Source organism: Pedobacter nutrimenti (assembly GCF_003208655.1).
GTDB classification, from domain to species: domain Bacteria; phylum Bacteroidota; class Bacteroidia; order Sphingobacteriales; family Sphingobacteriaceae; genus Pedobacter; species Pedobacter nutrimenti.
This window is the reverse complement of record NZ_QKLU01000001.1, coordinates 104,522-121,227: the sequence shown is the minus strand read 5'-3', so window position 1 is coordinate 121,227 and position 16,706 is coordinate 104,522. Positions and strand designations below refer to the sequence as shown.

Genomic DNA, 16,706 nt, shown 5'->3' with positions numbered 1-16,706 from the left:
AAATGTGCATTAAATTTAAGTATTCAACTCGCGTGCCAGTTTAACCAGATCTAAACCACCAAAGTTTCCTGAGCTCATGAGAAGTAAATTAGTATTGTTGAAATTAATATTCATCAAGTACGTTTTTAATTGGAGAGCGTCATTAAAAAATTGCAATTTACGATTATTAAATGCTGTTTGAACATCCAAATTATTGAATGGCTCAATTTTTTTATGTTCAAAAGTTTTTTCGTCTATGTAAACGATAGCTTCATCGGCCATATCCATCGTATTTTCGTATTGAAGAAGGAAGTTTTTATTTAAGCTGCTAAATGTATGCAACTCTATACAAGCCACCAGCTTCCTGCTCTCAAATTGGGACTTTACAGCCTCTATTGTCGCTTTAAGCTTAGATGGAGAATGTGCAAAATCTTTATAGACATTGGTATTTCCCCTGCTGCTCAGCAGCTCCAGACGTTTGGCTGCCCCTTTAAATGAAGATATCGCTGCATCGAAACCTTCAGGAGTAATCCCCAGTTGAAGACAGACCAATTTAGCCGCGCTCAGGTTCATCAGGTTGTGATCTCCAAACACATTTAAGGCTGTATGTTCAGGTAAAAGATAGGTAATCCCATGCACAATTTCATGCTCAGGAATACTATAGCCAATTTTTTCTACAGGGGCAATTGACTTATTTACAAGGTTATTGAGCACCGGATCAGTTTGACAGTAAATTAACTTTCCTGCTGGTTCTATGGTATTTATAAATAAGTCAAATTGTTGAATATATTCCTCAAAGGTGGGAAATACGTTGATATGATCCCACGCTATCCCGCTGATTACAGCGATGTTAGCTTTGTATAAATGAAACTTTGGACGCCTGTCAATGGGCGAGGCCAGGTACTCGTCCCCTTCAATAATAATCACGGGCGCTTCGGCAGTCACCTTCACCATGGTATCAAAGCCTTCCAGCTGTGCCCCAACCAAATAATCAAAATCCTTTTTATGGTAGTTCAGCACATGCAGGATCATAGAGGTAATGGTTGTTTTACCATGGCTTCCCCCTATAACCACCCTTAATTTATCCTTGGTTTGTTCATAAATATATTCAGGATAAGAATAGATCTTCAGCCCAAGTTCTTTTGCTCTTAACAGTTCGGGATTGTCCGTAAAAGCATGCATTCCCAATATAACTGCATCCAGATCCGGACGAATGTTATCCGGGTTCCAGCCCATTTTTTCCGGAAGAAGCCCGTAACGGGCAAGCCTGCTGCTGGATGGCTCAAAAATCACGTCATCAGACCCGCTCACCTGGAAGCCCTTTTTGTGAAGGGCAATGGCCAGGTTGTGCATTGCGCTGCCGCCTATTGCGATAAAATGTATACGCATTCTCAATTACAATTATGATTAAATTAACGCTTTATGAAGTGAGCAGCTACCCATTCCCCAATTTTTTTATGGTCAATATAACAAATATTAAATTTATTGCACGCTTCTTTAATCATTTCCAGATCGGGAACCTCATAAAAGCCACTAAAAAAGATACTTCCATCCTTTTGAAGGACCTCAGCATAATTTTTTATCTGGTCTAGCAAGATATTTCTGTTAATATTAGCTAATATGACATCGAATGTATTTTTTGGAATAACTTCTTTACCACCGCAAACGGCCTCCATATTGGTCACGCCATTTAAGGCCGCATTTTCCAATGTACTCTGATAACAAACTTCGTCATTATCAATAGCAATTAACTCGCTTGCACCTTTCTTAGCTGCAAGAATAGCCAATATCCCGGTACCACATCCCATATCCAATACCTTCTTTCCTTTAAAATCAAAGGCCAGAATGTACTGCATCATCATGGTGGTGGTCTGGTGGTGTCCGGTTCCGAATGCCATTTTCGGATCTATAACAATTTCGTAGGTATATTCCGGCCTGGCGGCATGAAAAGTAGCTCTAACGTAACAGTCTTCACTGATGATCAGGGGCTCAAAATTCTTTTCCCATTCCTCGTTCCAGTTTTGCGCTTCTATTTCCTCTACCGTAAAGCTGTAGGCAATCTGCCCTTCAAAGCCTTCCAGCACAGCCGATAAACCGGGCTGGCTGTAATGGGCAAAATCAATAAATGCGGCAAAACCATTTTCTGTATCTTCAAAGGTGTTGAAACCGATGTCTGCAAGTTCAGCAATCAGCAGATCTTTCTGATACTCTTCTATAGCTGAAAAGCTAAACGTAATTTGAATATACTGCATTAAGAATTAAAGGTTTTAACAATATCCGTAAAGTCACGTGATTTCAGGGAAGCGCCACCGATCAGACCGCCATCAATATCTTTTTGTGCAAACAATTCTGCAGCGTTTTTCGGGTTACAGCTTCCACCATATAATATCGTAGTACCCTCAGCAATACTTTCACCATATTTTGAAGCAATTTCCTGACGTATAAAGGCATGAACTTCCTGTGCCTGATCAGATGTTGCAGTCAGTCCGGTTCCGATGGCCCAAACCGGCTCATAAGCAAGAACTATTTTAGAAAATTCTTCCCCGGATAGTGAAAACACGCCATTGACCAGTTGTCCTTTAATGACGTCAAAATAACTTCCATTATTCCTTTCGTCGAGGGTTTCTCCAATGCAAAAAATAGGGGTCAAATCGTTCTTCAAGGCAATTGCTGTTTTTTCAGCAAGAAGTTGATCTGATTCTGAGAAATATTGTCTGCGTTCAGAATGGCCAATAATTACATAGTCGCATCCAACCGATTTGATCATCTTTGCAGAGACCTCCCCGGTAAAAGCACCGCTTTCTTTCTGGTGACAATTTTGTGCACCAATTTTAACAGTAGCCCCGCCAAGTTTTGCCAAACTGTTTAAATGAATAAAAGGTGCACAAATTACGGCAAGCTGGTCGCCTTTTTGTTCATCCCTAACCATATTTACAATTTCTGAAAATAAAGAAATGCCTTCGGCATAGTCCAGATTCATTTTCCAGTTTCCTGCTACTATTTTTTTTCTCATGTTGATTGTTTTTATATTCTGCCGGTTGTTTAACCGGTTTAAAAATGTCTGTATGCTTTTGTCTGTTCAAATACAGCAGCTAATATATCTTTTTCCTGCTGGTCAAACTTAATATTTCTTCTTTCAAAAACCTTTTCGGTGGTTTCAAACATCTTGGCAATGGCATAGACCTCAAAACCCTGCGCACCGCCCCAGGCAAAATCAGGAATAAAATTGCGGGGAAAACCTGCTCCAAAAATATTAGCGCTTACCCCGGCAACCGTTCCGGTATTGAACATGGTATTGATGCCGCATTTGGAATGGTCCGCCATAATTAAACCACAAAACTGAAGACCGGTTTTTCTGAAACTTTCTTTGCTGTAATCCCACAACCTGACTTCTGCATAATTGTTTTTCAGATTGGAATTGTTGCTGTCTGCACCAATATTACACCATTGCCCCAGCACAGAATTTCCTAAATAACCTTCGTGACCTTTGGAAGAATAACCCCAGATCACCGCATTGTTGATCTCTCCGCCTACCCTGCTGAATGGGCCGATGGTGGTCTGTCCATAAATTTTCGCGCCCATTTTCACCTGCGAATGGTCACACAAAGCAAAAGAACCCCTGATGTGACACCCCTCCCAAACCTCTGCCTGTTTTCCCAGGTATATCGGTCCGTTCAGGCTATTGAAGGTAGAACATTCTGCACTTGCACCCTCTTCAGCAAAAATCTGATCTCCCAGAAAAGTATTGGTCGTGCTTAATTTTGCAGAAGTCCTGCCCCTGGTGAGCAGCTCAAAATCTTTCCGGAGTTCCCTGTCGTTGAACCTGAAAATATCTTCAGGAAAAACCACCCTTACAAAATCACCGGTGTACAGAACATTTTTAAAACTATGTAAAACTTCGGCATCCGGTTTAAGTCCGGGATCGGCTTTATAAGCAATTAGCAATTCAGCGCTTTTCAGTTTTTCGCCCTTCTTTAAAGCGGTAATGGCCTCCAGCAAAGCCTGGTCCGGACAAACAGATCCATTTATAAAAAGTTCAGCTTTATTTTCAGCACTATATTTTGCGGACAGATAATCCGTGGTGAGAAAGCCGGAGGTCGCATTCATGGACTTATTCCATTTTTCAGCTATGGTTAAAATACCAATCCTAAGATCGGCCACAGGCCTTGTATAAGTAAGCGGACGCAAAGACAGCCACGCCCCGTCATCAAATAAATTGATTGTCATAAGCAACAAAAATAAAAAAAGTCCCGCAGCTATAGCAACGGGACTTCAAAATAATTTTTCTGTTTGCAGAATTACTTTTTAGCGTAACGAGTTTTGAATTTATCAATACGACCAGCAGTATCTACCAACTTCATTTTACCAGTATAGAAAGGGTGTGAAGTATGAGAAATCTCTAATTTGTACAGAGGATACTCATTACCGTCTTCCCATTTGATAGTCTCTTTAGTATCTACACAAGATTTCGTTAAAAAAGCATATTCGTTAGACATATCTTTAAATACTACGAATCTATAGTTTGATGGATGCAGATCTTTTTTCATATTATTATATTATAACTTATGTGTCGCTTATTTTTAAGGATGCAAATATCTTAATTTTATTTTTCAATAGCAAGTACATACTAAAAAAATTTACCTGCTGTATTTTTTCCAGGTTTCCACCTTCTCTTTTTGGCGGTCTAAATAGGCTCCGGCAATGATTTCCGCAGGCGATCTTTCTCCTTGTTCAGCTAAAAGCGCTTTCAGCTTTTCTTCGTTCACATCGGCCCTGTATAGTATATTCATCATTTTTGGAAGGTCATTTTCCACCAGATAAGCAAAAGCAGCGGTAAGCGTATCCAGCAAACCCGCTTCCGACAAAGCGCCCCGGATTTCAAAATCCTTTTCCAGTATTCTTTGAAGCGCGGCCGTATTATCCATTATTTTCAGTTATTTCCTGACACAATTCAACCAGCACCCCACCAGTACTTTTAGGATGTACAAAACAAACCAGTTTATGGTCTGCACCCTTTTTAGGAACTTCATTGAGCAACACAAAACCTTCTGATTTTAGCCTTTCCATTTCTGCAAAAATATCTTCTACATCAAAAGCAATATGGTGAATCCCCTCTCCTTTTTTGGCCAGAAACTTTGCAATCGGCCCCTGCTCATCTGTAGACTCCAGCAATTCAATTTTATTTTCACCTGTTTTAAAAAAGGCCGTATTTACCCCCTCAGAAGCGACCAGCTCTGTTTTATAACAATTTGTACCCAGTAATTTTTCATATAACCCCCTTGATTCCTGTATGCTGTGTACGGCTATACCTATGTGTTCGATTTTCTTCATCTTTCTTCAAACGTTAAACAAATGTAAAAATGCATGTTTTCCCTATAGCCTCATAGCTATTATTTATAATTGTTGGCAATCTTTTTTCGTATCTTTGTGTTCAATTAAGAATAATAATATATAATGGAACTTCCTATTTATCTAGATAACAATGCTACAACACCTCTGGATCCGAGGGTCTTGGAAGCTATGCTGCCTTATTTCACCAGTAAATTTGGTAATGCGGCCAGCCGTAACCACGCTTTTGGCTGGGTTGCAGAAGAAGCGGTTGATTACGCCCGTGAACAAGTCGGAAAACTGATTGGCTGTACAGAAAAAGAAATCATCTTTACCTCTGGTGCAACTGAAGCAGATAACCTTGGTATCAAAGGTGTGTTTGAGATGTATAAAGATAAAGGTAACCACATCATTACAGCCACTACAGAACATAAAGCGGTTTTGGATACCTGTAAACATTTGGAAAAAGCCGGTGCAAAAGTAACCTATCTTCAAGTGAAATCGGACGGGCTGATTGACCTGCAGGAGCTGGAAGCTGCCATGACTGAACAAACCATATTGGTGACCATTATGTATGGCAACAACGAAATCGGTGTTGTTCAGCCCATCAAAGAAATTGCAGCAATTGCACACAAACATGGTGCACTGTTTATGACTGATGCAACCCAGGCTGTTGGAAAAATACCTGTAGATGTAAATGCAGATGGCATTGACCTGATGGCATTTTCTGCACATAAAATGTATGGCCCTAAGGGAGTTGGTGTATTGTATGTACGCCGTAAAAACCCAAGGGTAAAAGTTACTGCACAAATGGACGGTGGTGGCCATGAACGCGGAATGCGTTCGGGAACCCTTAATGTACCGGGCATTGTTGGTTTAGGAAAAGCATGTGAGCTTTGCCGTTTGGAAATGGATGAAGAAGCAAAACGCCTTTCCCGCCTGCGGGATAAACTGGAGTCTGCACTGACAAAAATGGAAGAGAGCTATGTAAACGGTAACACCCAGCACCGTCTGCCACATGTGGCCAACATCTCCTTTAAATATGTAGAAGGTGAAGGCCTGATGATGGCGATGAAAGATCTTGCGGTATCTTCAGGATCTGCCTGTACATCTGCTTCACTGGAGCCTTCTTATGTATTAAAAAACTTAGGTCTTTCTGATGACCTGGCACATTCATCTATCCGTTTTGGATTGGGCCGTTTTACCACTGAAGAAGAAATTGATTACGCCATTGAAAACACCAAAAAGGCAGTTAATCACTTAAGAGACCTTTCTCCATTGTGGGAAATGTTCAAAGAAGGAATTGATTTAAGTAAAATTGAATGGGCAGAACACTAGCCCTTTGTATAAAAATATAACTAGAGGCCTTTTGGCCCGGAGGAAATAAAAATGGCATACTCAGAAAAAGTAATGGAACACTATACCAACCCGCGCAATGTTGGTACTTTAAATAAAGACAGCAAATCTGTAGGTACAGGTCTTGTTGGCGCACCTGAATGTGGTGATGTAATGCGTCTTCAGATTGAAGTAGACGAAAACAACATCATTACTGATGCTAAATTTAAAACATTTGGCTGTGGATCGGCAATTGCTTCTTCTTCATTGGCAACAGAATGGCTAAAGGGAAAAACAGTTGATGAGGCATTAACCATTGACAACATGGATATTGTGGAAGAACTGGCTTTACCGCCTGTAAAAATCCACTGCTCTGTGCTGGCCGAAGATGCCATTAAATCTGCCATCAACGACTACAGGGTAAAAAATGGTATGGAGCCAATCGAACTGGCTAAATCGCACCACTAAGCGCCCCGATATTCAATACATTAATACTTAAAACGATGATCACGATAACCGATAAAGCAAAAAGCAAAATTGAGCACCTGATGCAGGATTCGCAGCTGGGTTCAGATTATTTTCTGCGGGTTTCTGTAAAAGGAGGAGGCTGCTCTGGTTTGTCTTACAATTTAGATTTTGACAACGAAGAGAAGACGGGGGATCAGTTTTTTGAAGACAGGGGAATCAGAATTGCCCTGGACATGAAATCATTCCTTTATCTTGCCGGTACAGAGCTTGATTTTTCAGATGGTTTAAACGGAAAAGGGTTTAATTTCAATAACCCAAATGCAAGCCGTTCTTGTGGCTGTGGCGAGAGTTTTTCTGTTTAAAAGACATTCACTATATTTGTAAAGGGCACCTAGGTGCCCTTTTTGCATTTTTAAATGTAAAAGTTTATCATTGCCCCCGCAAGCAAAACAATATACTATGGTATCATTTAATGAGTTCTCTACGATCCCCAGCCTACTTAGAAATGTAGTAGAGAACATTCACAAACCCGAAGAAACCTTTCTTATCCATAAAGAAAACACAGAATGGGAAGAAATTTCATTCGGAACAACCCTACAGCGTGCAGATGCCGTGGCTGCCTTTTTTCTGGGCAAAGGCATTGTTAAGGGAGACAGAATGGGGCTCATGATAGAGAATTCACCAGAGTATGTGTACTATGACCAGGGCATCCAGCAAATCGGGGCCATTAATGTTTCCATCTATCCGACACTCTCAGAACAGGAAGTAGAATACATTATCAATGATTCAGGCATCAAGGCCATATTGGTGGGCAATCCATTTTTGTTTAAAAAGATTTTAAAAATTGCAGACAACTGCAAACATTTACACTATATCATTCCTGCATTTGCGGAATACACCAAAACGCCTGTTCCGCCAGATCTTCGTGCAGAAATCATCAGCTTTGAACACATTTTAACTTCAAAAAAAGACATCAGTCCGGAAGAAAGAATACAGATCACCACCATCCGTTTATCATTGAGGCCATCGGACCTTTCCTCTCTGATTTATACTTCGGGAACAACAGGAACCCCCAAAGGGGTCATGTTATCGCATGGAAATTTTGTTGAAAATGTAAAAGTATGTCTGCAGCAGATCCCTGTCATTGATGAAACAGAGACTTTTCTTTCTTTTTTACCCTTGTCGCACGTTTTTGAACGAACCGCAACTTACCATGTCTGCTGCGCACAGGGCTGCAAAATAGCCTATGCCCAAAGTCTGGAACTGTTGGCAAAAAACATGGCCGAAATTAGGCCAACCGTAATGAGCTGTGTACCCCGCCTACTGGAAAGGATACATGATAAAGCGATAAAAAGCGGAACAGCTGAAGGCGGTCTGAAAGCTAAAATATTTTTATGGGCCCTGAAAACAGGACAGGATTACAGAAGAAAAAAAGAAGCTGGAAAAACACCAGGTATATTACTTTCTGCTGAAAAAGCCATTGCCGAAAAACTGGTCTTCAGTAAAATCAAGGAGAAAACCGGAGGAAGGCTAAAGTTTATGATTTCCGGTGGAGCCGCTTTGCCAAAAAACGTCGGGGAATTTTTCGGGAACCTGGGTATTAAAATACTGGAAGGTTTTGGCCTTACCGAAACCTCACCCGTTATGGCTGTAACAGAGTACGACAGACAAGTTTATGGAACCGTTGGCCGCATCATTCCGGGCATAGAGGTTGGAATACAGGATGTGGAAACCAAAGAGATGATCAGCATTCAGACACATGATACTTTTGATCCGGATTTTGAATGTGCAGAAGGAGAAATCATTGTGCGCGGACATTGTGTGATGCAGGGTTATTTTAACAAACCTGCTGAAACTGCAGAAGCTATAGATAAAAACAATTGGTTCCATACCGGAGATATAGGTCGTTTCTATAAAGGCAATTTACAGATCACAGACCGCCTTAAAAACATGATTGTAAATGCTTTTGGAAAAAATGTTTATCCAAGTCCTGTTGAAAACATTTACCTGAAAAGCCTTAAAATTGAACAATTGTTTTTAATTGGTGACAAACGGGAATACCTGACAGCCATTGTTATTCCAAACCGTGAAAATTTACAAGAAGCTTTTAAACTGCCCGATTCTTTTTTTGCAGCGCCAGACCTGTTTATTGAAAACCAGGAGATTAAAGACTGGATCGGACAGGACATCCGCAAATACTCCGGGGAACTGGCCAAGTTTGAGCGGATCAAAAACTTTAAGGTGAAACGAAATCCCTTTAGTATGGACGAAGGCGAAATCACCCCGACCATGAAACCCAAAAGGAAGGTAATAGAGAAAAAATATGCAGCCGACATCGATGAGATGTACAAAGAATCCGTTGAAAGTGAATAATTTGAATTTTCGCTTCTATAATTCAAATTAGCTCCATAAATGAGACTTCAAATTCTTAAATTTACCTAATTTTAAAATACAATTCAAAAAAGCTATACGGCAACCAGCCGCATATAAAAGAGATATGAGTACAGGACTATCAGAACTAGAGCTGCTGCGGAGAAATTCCTTAAGTCAGCTCCGTGAATTGGGTATCGAACCCTACCCTGCTGAAGCATTTGAAATCAATGCCAATGCAGCAGATATTTTAGCAAACTACGAAAGAGATAAAACAGCCTATAAGAACATCAGCATTGCCGGAAGGATCATGTCCAGAAGGATTATGGGAAGTGCTTCTTTTGTGGAATTACAGGATTCTACCGGTAGGCTGCAAATCTATTTAAAAAGAGATGATCTTTGTCCGGGAGAAGACAAAACCTTATACAATACGGTGTTCAAAAAACTGCTGGACCTTGGCGACTTTATCGGTGTTAAAGGTTATATGTTTACCACACAGACCGGTGAAATTTCCCTGCACGTTACCGAACTTAAATTACTGTCTAAATCTTTAAAACCGCTACCGGTAGTCAGACGTGATGAAGAAGGAAATACCTTTGATGCTTTCACAGATCCGGAATTGCGTTACAGACAACGTTATGTAGATTTAACGGTCAATCCGGATTTCAAACAGATTTTCATCAACCGTTCCAAAGTGATCAACACCATGCGGAACTACTTTGATGAGCAGGGCTGGATGGAAGTGGAAACCCCTATTTTACAGCCAATTCATGGTGGTGCTGCTGCACGTCCTTTTGCCACGCACCACAATACGCTCGATATGCCTTTATACCTGCGTATTGCCAATGAGCTTTATTTGAAAAGACTTATTGTAGCTGGTTTTGACGGGGTGTATGAGTTCGGAAAAATGTTCAGAAATGAAGGCATGGACCGTACCCATAATCCGGAGTTTACCTCTATGGAAATCTATGTTGCCTATAAAGACTACATCTGGATGATGGGCATGGTGGAAGAATGTCTGGAAAAAATTGCCACGGCCATTCATGGTTCGGCCATTGTAAAGGTAGGTGAACATAACATCAACTTTGAAGGGCCTTATGAAAAACTGACCATGTACGAGTCGATTGAAAAATATACAGGTATTGATGTTTCCCAAATGACCGAAGAACAGTTGAAGGAAACCTGTAAAAAACTGGGCATTGAAATCGATTCTTCTATGGGACGCGGTAAACTGGTGGATGAACTGTTCAGCGAAAAAGTAGAAGCCAATTTGATCCAGCCGACCTATATTACAGATTACCCTTTGGAAATGACCCCGCTTGCCAAAAAACACAGAAGCAAGGCTGGTTTGGTTGAACGTTTTGAGCTTTTTGTGATGGGTAAAGAGATAGGAAATGCTTATTCAGAGCTGAACGATCCGATTGACCAGAAAGAACGTTTCGAAGATCAGCTTAAACTGGCTGCCAGAGGTGATGATGAAGCCATGGTCATGGATGATGACTTTATCCGTGCCCTGGAATATGGTATGCCTCCAACCTCTGGTTTGGGTATCGGAATAGACCGTTTGGTGATGCTGATGACCAATCAAAGCACCATCCAGGAAGTATTGTTTTTCCCTCAGATGCGTCCGGAGAAAAAAGAGAAAGTAACCAGTGATGAAGATTTTGTCAATGCAGGCATTCCTGCAGACTGGGTACAAGCCATCCGTAAAATGGGATTCAATACCGTTGAAGATTTTAAAAGCGCTAATCCCAACAAGGTTTTTAACGACCTTGGCGGCATGCGTAAAAAACTAAAACTGGAGCTTGCTATGCCTTCTAAAGAAGAGGTAACTGCCTGGTTCTCTTAACAAAGAGATAACATAAATTTAAAGGCTTACGATAAGAAATTATAGTAAGCCTTTTTTAATTTTAGGCAAATAAATTTGTTGACTTATGAACAACTCAAGTCTTGAAATAACAGAAAACGAATATTGCATTAAATTAAAGAAAGAGGCTTTTGACTTGTCGTTGATCCGTCAATTGATTAAGCGCATTCAGTCCGAGCAACTCTTTTTTAACCGGTCTAAGGATGATTACGAGGACGACATCATCAGCAGGACTACCGCTTCTATGGAAGAAGAAAATTTTGACCGCTTAAGCGATAAATAAAAAAAGCCACATGATCTGTGGCTTTTTTTTTATCTGTATCTAACCTGCTGCTGCTTATCGAGCATACCCAGCTGATCTTTCATTTGTTTAATCTGATCGGCCAGTAATTTATTTTTATCGGCCTTTTTCGCTTCCGTTAAATACATCTGCGCTTCTCTTTTGTTTCTTTTTCCCATTGCAATACCAGCCAGGCTTAATTTAGCCAAAGCCACATTGTGATCCATATGTAAACCCAAAGAAAGTGCTTTCTTAAAATATTTCTCTGATTGCATTGGTGCTTTTCTGGACTCGATTAAACCAATCAACAGGTTATAATACCCTTGCTGAACACGGATCAGTTGTTTCTCATAATTGGTAATTCTTTTCAGATAACTTTCTGCCTTGGCCATATTGTCCTTACGCAGGAACCATTGGGCAAGCAGCATATTTTCATTAAAAAAGTAAGTAACGATCACTAAAATACTGATAAACACGGCTAAAATACCCCAGCCCCAAAAGCCAAATACCATCAGGGTAACGGCGGCGCCAAGTATTGCAAAACCTAAAATTAAACGAACTATGTTTGGCATATTATTATTGTAATTTTTTCTGCAAATATCGTGTTTAAATACCAGAAATTAGATTTAAAGTTATAATTTCAGCAAAAAAATAATTGTATCCCAAAACCAGGCTGGATCTGCGGCATGTTATGCTAAATACCGCTCATAGCAGCAATAAATTATATTCCAATGAAAAGAATGCTCAGCTTATTTTTGTGCCTGCTTGCCGCATCTGCATTAAAAGCGCAGGACCTGAACAAACAAGTAAAAGACAACTCCAGAAACAAAGAAATTATGATCAATACCTGTGACAGAAAACACCTGGTGTCCTTTCCTGAATTTAAGGAAAGGTATGACCTGGAATATCCTAATTATACGGTGAATGATACTGTGATACACAGTTTAAAGCCTTTATTGTCGGGTAAAAAAATTACCATTGTACTGGGTACCTGGTGCGGGGACAGTAAATTACAGGTCCCTCATTTTTACAAGGTACTGGACGCTGCAGGTTTTGCTGAAAAGAACATTACACTGATTTGTGTTGATGGCAACAAAAAAGCAGAGAACGGTCTTATCGACAATTTAAATATAGAGCGGGTGCCTACTTTTATCGTTTTTAAAGATGGTAAAGAAAGCGGGCGTATCGTTGAAAGCCCAAGACAAAGTCTTGAAAAAGATTTACTGGCCATCGTCTCAAAATAATTTTATGTCGGCAGCATTAGAACCCAGCTGGCTGGCCAGGCTGGAAAAAGAATTTGATCAGGACTACATGAAGTCTCTTAAAGCTTTTTTACTGGAAGAGAAACAAAAAGGCCATACCGTTTACCCAAGGGGTGCCGATATTTTTAACGCTTTTAACCATACCCCCTTTGACAAGGTTAAAGTGGTCATTCTGGGCCAGGATCCTTATCACGGACCAGGACAGGCGCATGGCTTATCCTTCTCTGTACAAAAAGGCATTACGGTTCCGCCTTCCCTAAAAAACATGTACAAGGAACTGGAAAGCGATGTAGAAAATTTTAAAACGCCGGCTCACGGACAACTGACCGAGTGGGCCGATCAGGGTGTACTTTTACTCAATGCCACCTTAACAGTAAGGGCGCATGAACCTGGTTCGCATCAGGGAAAAGGCTGGGAGATTTTTACAGATAAAGTCATTACAGAACTTTCTGCCCACAAAGAAGGACTTGTATTTTTATTATGGGGAAAGTATGCCCAGAACAAATCAGTTTTAATTGACCCTTCCAGGCATACCTTATTTAAAGCAGCACACCCCTCTCCTTTTTCGGCCTATAATGGCTTTTTTGGCTGCAAACATTTTTCAAAGACCAATTCAAAATTAATTGAACAAGGTGCTGCTCCAATAGACTGGAGAATTAGCTCTTAATATTCCAAGGGAACAATCGGTTCCTTTTTGGTTGTGGACATGATCATCATGGTTTGAAAAGTTTTAACCACTGAGATCTTGCTGATTTTGTCCATAATCAAACGTTCATAAGCCTTAATGTCATTGACATATACCTTTAGTAAAAAGTCTGCCTGACCGGTAACGTGATGACATTCTGTAATTTCCTTAATTTGGTTTACCTCGTCGAGAAAAATCTGGATGGTATTGTTTTTATGGAAATCCAGCTGGACCTGAATAAAGGTTTTTATACCCAAACCCAGTTTTTCTTCGTCTACCAGTGCATGGTAGCTTTTAATAAAGCCCGAAGTTTCCAGTTTTCTAACCCTTTCCAATGTTGGTGCAGGAGACAGGCCGATCTCCTGGGATAAAAGTAAATTTGTAATCCTCCCGTTTTCCTGTAAAAGTTTTAAAATTTTAAAATCTATTTTATCGATTTCTGCTGCCATAGTTTCTTTATTTAAGTCAAAGATATAATAAAGACCTACACATCGCCAAATTTTATTTTATGAAAACTGTTAAATAATACAATTAATTCTTTTGTATTTATTTAGATTTGCCTAACTTTATATTTAGATAATTATAAAACATCAGAATAATTATAAATGGAATCTTTCACAGAAGAAAATTATTTAAAAGCCATTTACCATTTATCGCTTTTAAGCAATGGAACGGTACAAACCAACGCCATTGCCGAAAAAATTAAAACAAAACCTGCCTCGGTGACCGATATGATGAAAAAGCTGGCAGATAAAAATTTGGTAGACTATATAAAATACCAGGGGGTTAGCCTCACAGAAAAAGGAAAACTAACGGCCATTGGTATTGTAAGAAAACACCGGCTCTGGGAACTTTTTCTGGTGCAAAGCCTGGGCTTCAAATGGGATGAAGTCCATGAAATTGCAGAAGAACTGGAACATGTAAATTCTGATTTACTGATCCGGCGCCTTGACGAATTTCTGGGTTACCCCAAGCGGGACCCTCACGGGGACCCGATCCCCGACCAGCAGGGCAATTTTGAAGAATCGGCCGTCACCAAGCTTAGCAAACTACAGCCTGGGGAGCAGGGCACCATTATCGGTGTGACAGAACATTCCGCAGAATTTTTAAAGTATCTTGAAAAAACCGGTCTCACCCTGGGCACCCAGATTAGCGTAGAAGACATCAACCCATTTGATGGTTCCATAGAACTTCTGCTTGAACAAAAAAAAATTAGCATTAGCAAAGAAGTCGCCAAAAACCTATTGATGAAATTATAATATGAAGAATTCCGAATCTTTAAGTGAAGTACATCAAAGTATAGATACAGGTAAACGCACCGGCTGGAAAAGAATTCTCTCTTTTATAGGACCCGCCTATCTGGTGAGTGTGGGTTACATGGATCCGGGAAACTGGGCCACAGACCTTGCCGGTGGAAGTAAATTTGGCTATCAGCTGATCTGGATTTTACTGATGTCCAACCTGATTGCCCTTCTTTTACAATCCCTTAGTGCCCGCCTGGGCATTGTCCGTGGATTGGATCTGGCACAGGCTTCCAGGAACACCTATCCCAAATGGGCCAATATTCCTTTGTTTATCCTTGCCCAAACCGCCATTGTGGCCTGTGACCTGGCCGAAATTATTGGAATGGCCATAGGCTTACAACTGCTGTTTAAATTGCCGCTCATCTGGGGCATCAGTTTAACTATTTTTGATACCGTGCTGCTGCTTTTTCTGATGAATAAGGGCATGCGCAAAATGGAGGCTTTTATTGTTTCTATGGTTTTTATTGTGGGCATTTCTTTTCTGGTCGAAATGTTTATCGTAGAACCTTCCTTAAAAGAAATTGCGGCGGGTTTTAAACCCAGCATGCTTTCAGGTGAAGCCTTATACATTGCCATAGGGATTATCGGGGCCACCGTAATGCCGCACAACCTTTACCTGCACTCTTCACTGGTACAGACCCGAAAGTTCAAAAGAGACTTTAAGGGCATTAAGGAAGCGATAAAATTTAATTTTATTGATACCGCTGTAGCGCTCAACCTGGCTTTTTTTGTCAATGCTGCCATTCTGATCCTGGCCGCTGCCGCCTTTTATAAAAACGGTCATCATGAAGTCGCCGAAATACAGGACGCCCATAAACTGCTGGAGCATATATTCGGAGGCATAGCCCCTGCCCTTTTTGCCATTGCTTTGATTGCCGCAGGACAAAGTTCTACAGTAACTGGTACACTGGCCGGACAGATCATTATGGAAGGACATTTAAACCTGAGGATACAACCCTGGTTAAGAAGACTGATCACCCGGCTTCTGGCCATTATACCGGCATTTTTCACAATTCTTTATTTTGGAGGCGATGCTTTGAGCGGCCTGCTGATCCTAAGCCAGGTGGTATTGAGCCTGCAACTGGGTTTTGCTGTTATTCCGCTGATCCATTTTACCTCTGATAAAAAAGAAATGAAAGAATTTGCCATTGGAAAATGGACTAAAATTCTGGCCTGGACCAGTGCGCTGGTCATTGTCGTGTTAAACGTAAAACTGGTCGCGGAGGAAATTTCAGGGTGGAACAAGCCTGGTTTATGGTATGTTTCCTATCTGATTGTCCCACTGGCCATGCTGATTGGTTTACTGCTCATTTATGTATTTATTCACCCCATTCTGTCCCGGAAATTGCAGGCCACCAGTGTGCCACACGGTACGGCCCTGGACATTGGCACCGTCGAAAAAATTGAATATACCCGGATAGGCATTCCGGTAGATTTTTCAAAAAACGACCGCAACACCATTCGTCATGCACTCATTCAGGGTGGTAAAAAAGCAGAATACCACCTGATCCATGTGGTCGAAACCGCTGTTGCCCGTTACCACGGACAGTCGGCTTTAGACCACGAAACACAAAGTGATGCCGATAACCTGGAAAAATACTGCAGCAATCTTGCCGAGCTGGGTTATCATGCCCGGCCCCATATTGGTTTTGGCAGAACAGCCACCGAAATTGCGGCCGTCAGTCATGCGCAAAACCTCGAACTTTTGGTGATGGGTGCGCATGGGCATAAAGGCCTTAAAGATTTGATTTTTGGCACCACCGTCGATGCAGTCAGACATAAAGTAAACATTCCGGTATTGATTGTCAGATAAACCCTGCTTTTTTCA

The 16,706-nt window shown here is 40.9% G+C and carries 19 protein-coding genes; 10 read left to right on the top strand and 9 right to left on the bottom strand.

Annotated features, from left to right (window positions below):
* Positions 1-15 precede the first annotated feature (15 nt).
* The 7 genes from B0O44_RS00425 to mce all read right to left on the bottom strand — a co-directional run bounded on the left by B0O44_RS00425 (position 16) and on the right by mce (position 5,310).
* A complete protein-coding gene (locus B0O44_RS00425; RefSeq protein ID WP_110826731.1) occupies positions 16-1,368 on the bottom strand; it encodes a UDP-N-acetylmuramate--L-alanine ligase in 1,353 nt (450 codons plus the stop codon).
* A gap of 23 nt (positions 1,369-1,391) precedes the next feature.
* On the bottom strand, positions 1,392-2,231 hold the full coding sequence (prmA, locus tag B0O44_RS00420) for a 50S ribosomal protein L11 methyltransferase (RefSeq protein ID WP_110826730.1): 840 nt from the start codon (positions 2,229-2,231) through the stop codon (positions 1,392-1,394).
* Complete coding sequence (gene tpiA / locus B0O44_RS00415) at positions 2,231-2,992, bottom strand: triose-phosphate isomerase (RefSeq protein WP_110826729.1); 762 nt, start codon at positions 2,990-2,992, stop codon at positions 2,231-2,233. The genes prmA and tpiA overlap by 1 nt, the downstream gene beginning before the upstream one ends.
* Before the next feature lie 38 nt (positions 2,993-3,030).
* The gene (locus tag B0O44_RS00410) at positions 3,031-4,206 is read right to left on the bottom strand and encodes a GlmU family protein (protein WP_110826728.1); all 1,176 of its coding nucleotides are present in this window, start codon (positions 4,204-4,206) and stop codon (positions 3,031-3,033) included.
* 71 nt (positions 4,207-4,277) lie between these two features.
* Positions 4,278-4,526 carry a type B 50S ribosomal protein L31 gene (locus B0O44_RS00405; RefSeq protein ID WP_110826727.1) on the bottom strand — a complete coding sequence of 83 codons (249 nt, stop codon included), beginning with the start codon at positions 4,524-4,526 and terminating at the stop codon, positions 4,278-4,280.
* Positions 4,527-4,616: 90 nt separating this feature from the next.
* Positions 4,617-4,904, bottom strand: a complete 288-nt coding sequence (locus B0O44_RS00400; protein ID WP_110826726.1) for a hypothetical protein — start codon at positions 4,902-4,904, stop codon at positions 4,617-4,619.
* Entirely contained in the window at positions 4,897-5,310 is a 414-nt protein-coding gene (gene mce, locus B0O44_RS00395) for a methylmalonyl-CoA epimerase (protein WP_110826725.1), read from the bottom strand. Before mce ends, B0O44_RS00400 begins: the two co-directional genes overlap by 8 nt.
* A gap of 123 nt (positions 5,311-5,433) precedes the next feature.
* On the opposite strand from mce, the gene B0O44_RS00390 reads away from it, so the two are divergent.
* From B0O44_RS00390 to B0O44_RS00365, 6 genes are all read left to right on the top strand, one after another.
* Positions 5,434-6,645, top strand: a complete 1,212-nt coding sequence (locus B0O44_RS00390; RefSeq protein ID WP_110826724.1) for an IscS subfamily cysteine desulfurase — start codon at positions 5,434-5,436, stop codon at positions 6,643-6,645.
* 51 nt (positions 6,646-6,696) lie between these two features.
* Positions 6,697-7,110 (top strand): Fe-S cluster assembly scaffold IscU, encoded by a 414-nt coding sequence (gene iscU / locus B0O44_RS00385; protein WP_110826723.1) that lies wholly within the window; start codon positions 6,697-6,699, stop codon positions 7,108-7,110.
* A gap of 35 nt (positions 7,111-7,145) precedes the next feature.
* Positions 7,146-7,472 (top strand): HesB/IscA family protein, encoded by a 327-nt coding sequence (locus B0O44_RS00380; protein WP_110826722.1) that lies wholly within the window; start codon positions 7,146-7,148, stop codon positions 7,470-7,472.
* 97 nt (positions 7,473-7,569) lie between these two features.
* Positions 7,570-9,483, top strand: a complete 1,914-nt coding sequence (locus B0O44_RS00375) for an AMP-dependent synthetase/ligase (protein WP_110826721.1) — start codon at positions 7,570-7,572, stop codon at positions 9,481-9,483.
* Between the two features lie 124 nt (positions 9,484-9,607).
* Positions 9,608-11,329 carry a lysine--tRNA ligase gene (gene lysS / locus B0O44_RS00370; RefSeq protein WP_110826720.1) on the top strand — a complete coding sequence of 574 codons (1,722 nt, stop codon included), beginning with the start codon at positions 9,608-9,610 and terminating at the stop codon, positions 11,327-11,329.
* An 85-nt stretch (positions 11,330-11,414) separates the two neighbouring features.
* Positions 11,415-11,630: a hypothetical protein gene (locus tag B0O44_RS00365; protein ID WP_110826719.1), complete on the top strand. Its 216-nt coding sequence runs from the start codon at positions 11,415-11,417 to the stop codon at positions 11,628-11,630.
* 29 nt (positions 11,631-11,659) lie between these two features.
* On the opposite strand, the gene B0O44_RS00360 is transcribed toward B0O44_RS00365, so the two are convergent.
* Complete coding sequence (locus B0O44_RS00360) at positions 11,660-12,199, bottom strand: DUF2892 domain-containing protein (RefSeq protein WP_110826718.1); 540 nt, start codon at positions 12,197-12,199, stop codon at positions 11,660-11,662.
* A gap of 159 nt (positions 12,200-12,358) precedes the next feature.
* Here B0O44_RS00360 and B0O44_RS00355 point away from each other — a divergent pair, with 159 nt between their 5' ends.
* Both B0O44_RS00355 and ung read left to right on the top strand, forming a co-directional pair.
* Complete coding sequence (locus B0O44_RS00355) at positions 12,359-12,871, top strand: thioredoxin family protein (protein ID WP_110826717.1); 513 nt, start codon at positions 12,359-12,361, stop codon at positions 12,869-12,871.
* A 4-nt stretch (positions 12,872-12,875) separates the two neighbouring features.
* The gene (gene ung, locus B0O44_RS00350; protein WP_110826716.1) at positions 12,876-13,556 is read left to right on the top strand and encodes a uracil-DNA glycosylase; all 681 of its coding nucleotides are present in this window, start codon (positions 12,876-12,878) and stop codon (positions 13,554-13,556) included.
* On the opposite strand, the gene B0O44_RS00345 is transcribed toward ung, so the two are convergent.
* Positions 13,553-14,023 carry an Lrp/AsnC family transcriptional regulator gene (locus tag B0O44_RS00345; RefSeq protein WP_110826715.1) on the bottom strand — a complete coding sequence of 157 codons (471 nt, stop codon included), beginning with the start codon at positions 14,021-14,023 and terminating at the stop codon, positions 13,553-13,555. The genes ung and B0O44_RS00345 overlap by 4 nt on opposite strands.
* A gap of 156 nt (positions 14,024-14,179) precedes the next feature.
* Between B0O44_RS00345 and B0O44_RS00340 the strand changes: the two genes are divergently transcribed.
* Positions 14,180-14,833, top strand: a complete 654-nt coding sequence (locus tag B0O44_RS00340) for a metal-dependent transcriptional regulator (protein ID WP_110826714.1) — start codon at positions 14,180-14,182, stop codon at positions 14,831-14,833.
* A gap of 1 nt (position 14,834) precedes the next feature.
* Positions 14,835-16,691 (top strand): Nramp family divalent metal transporter, encoded by a 1,857-nt coding sequence (locus B0O44_RS00335; RefSeq protein WP_110826713.1) that lies wholly within the window; start codon positions 14,835-14,837, stop codon positions 16,689-16,691.
* The last annotated feature ends 15 nt before the right edge of the window (positions 16,692-16,706 follow it).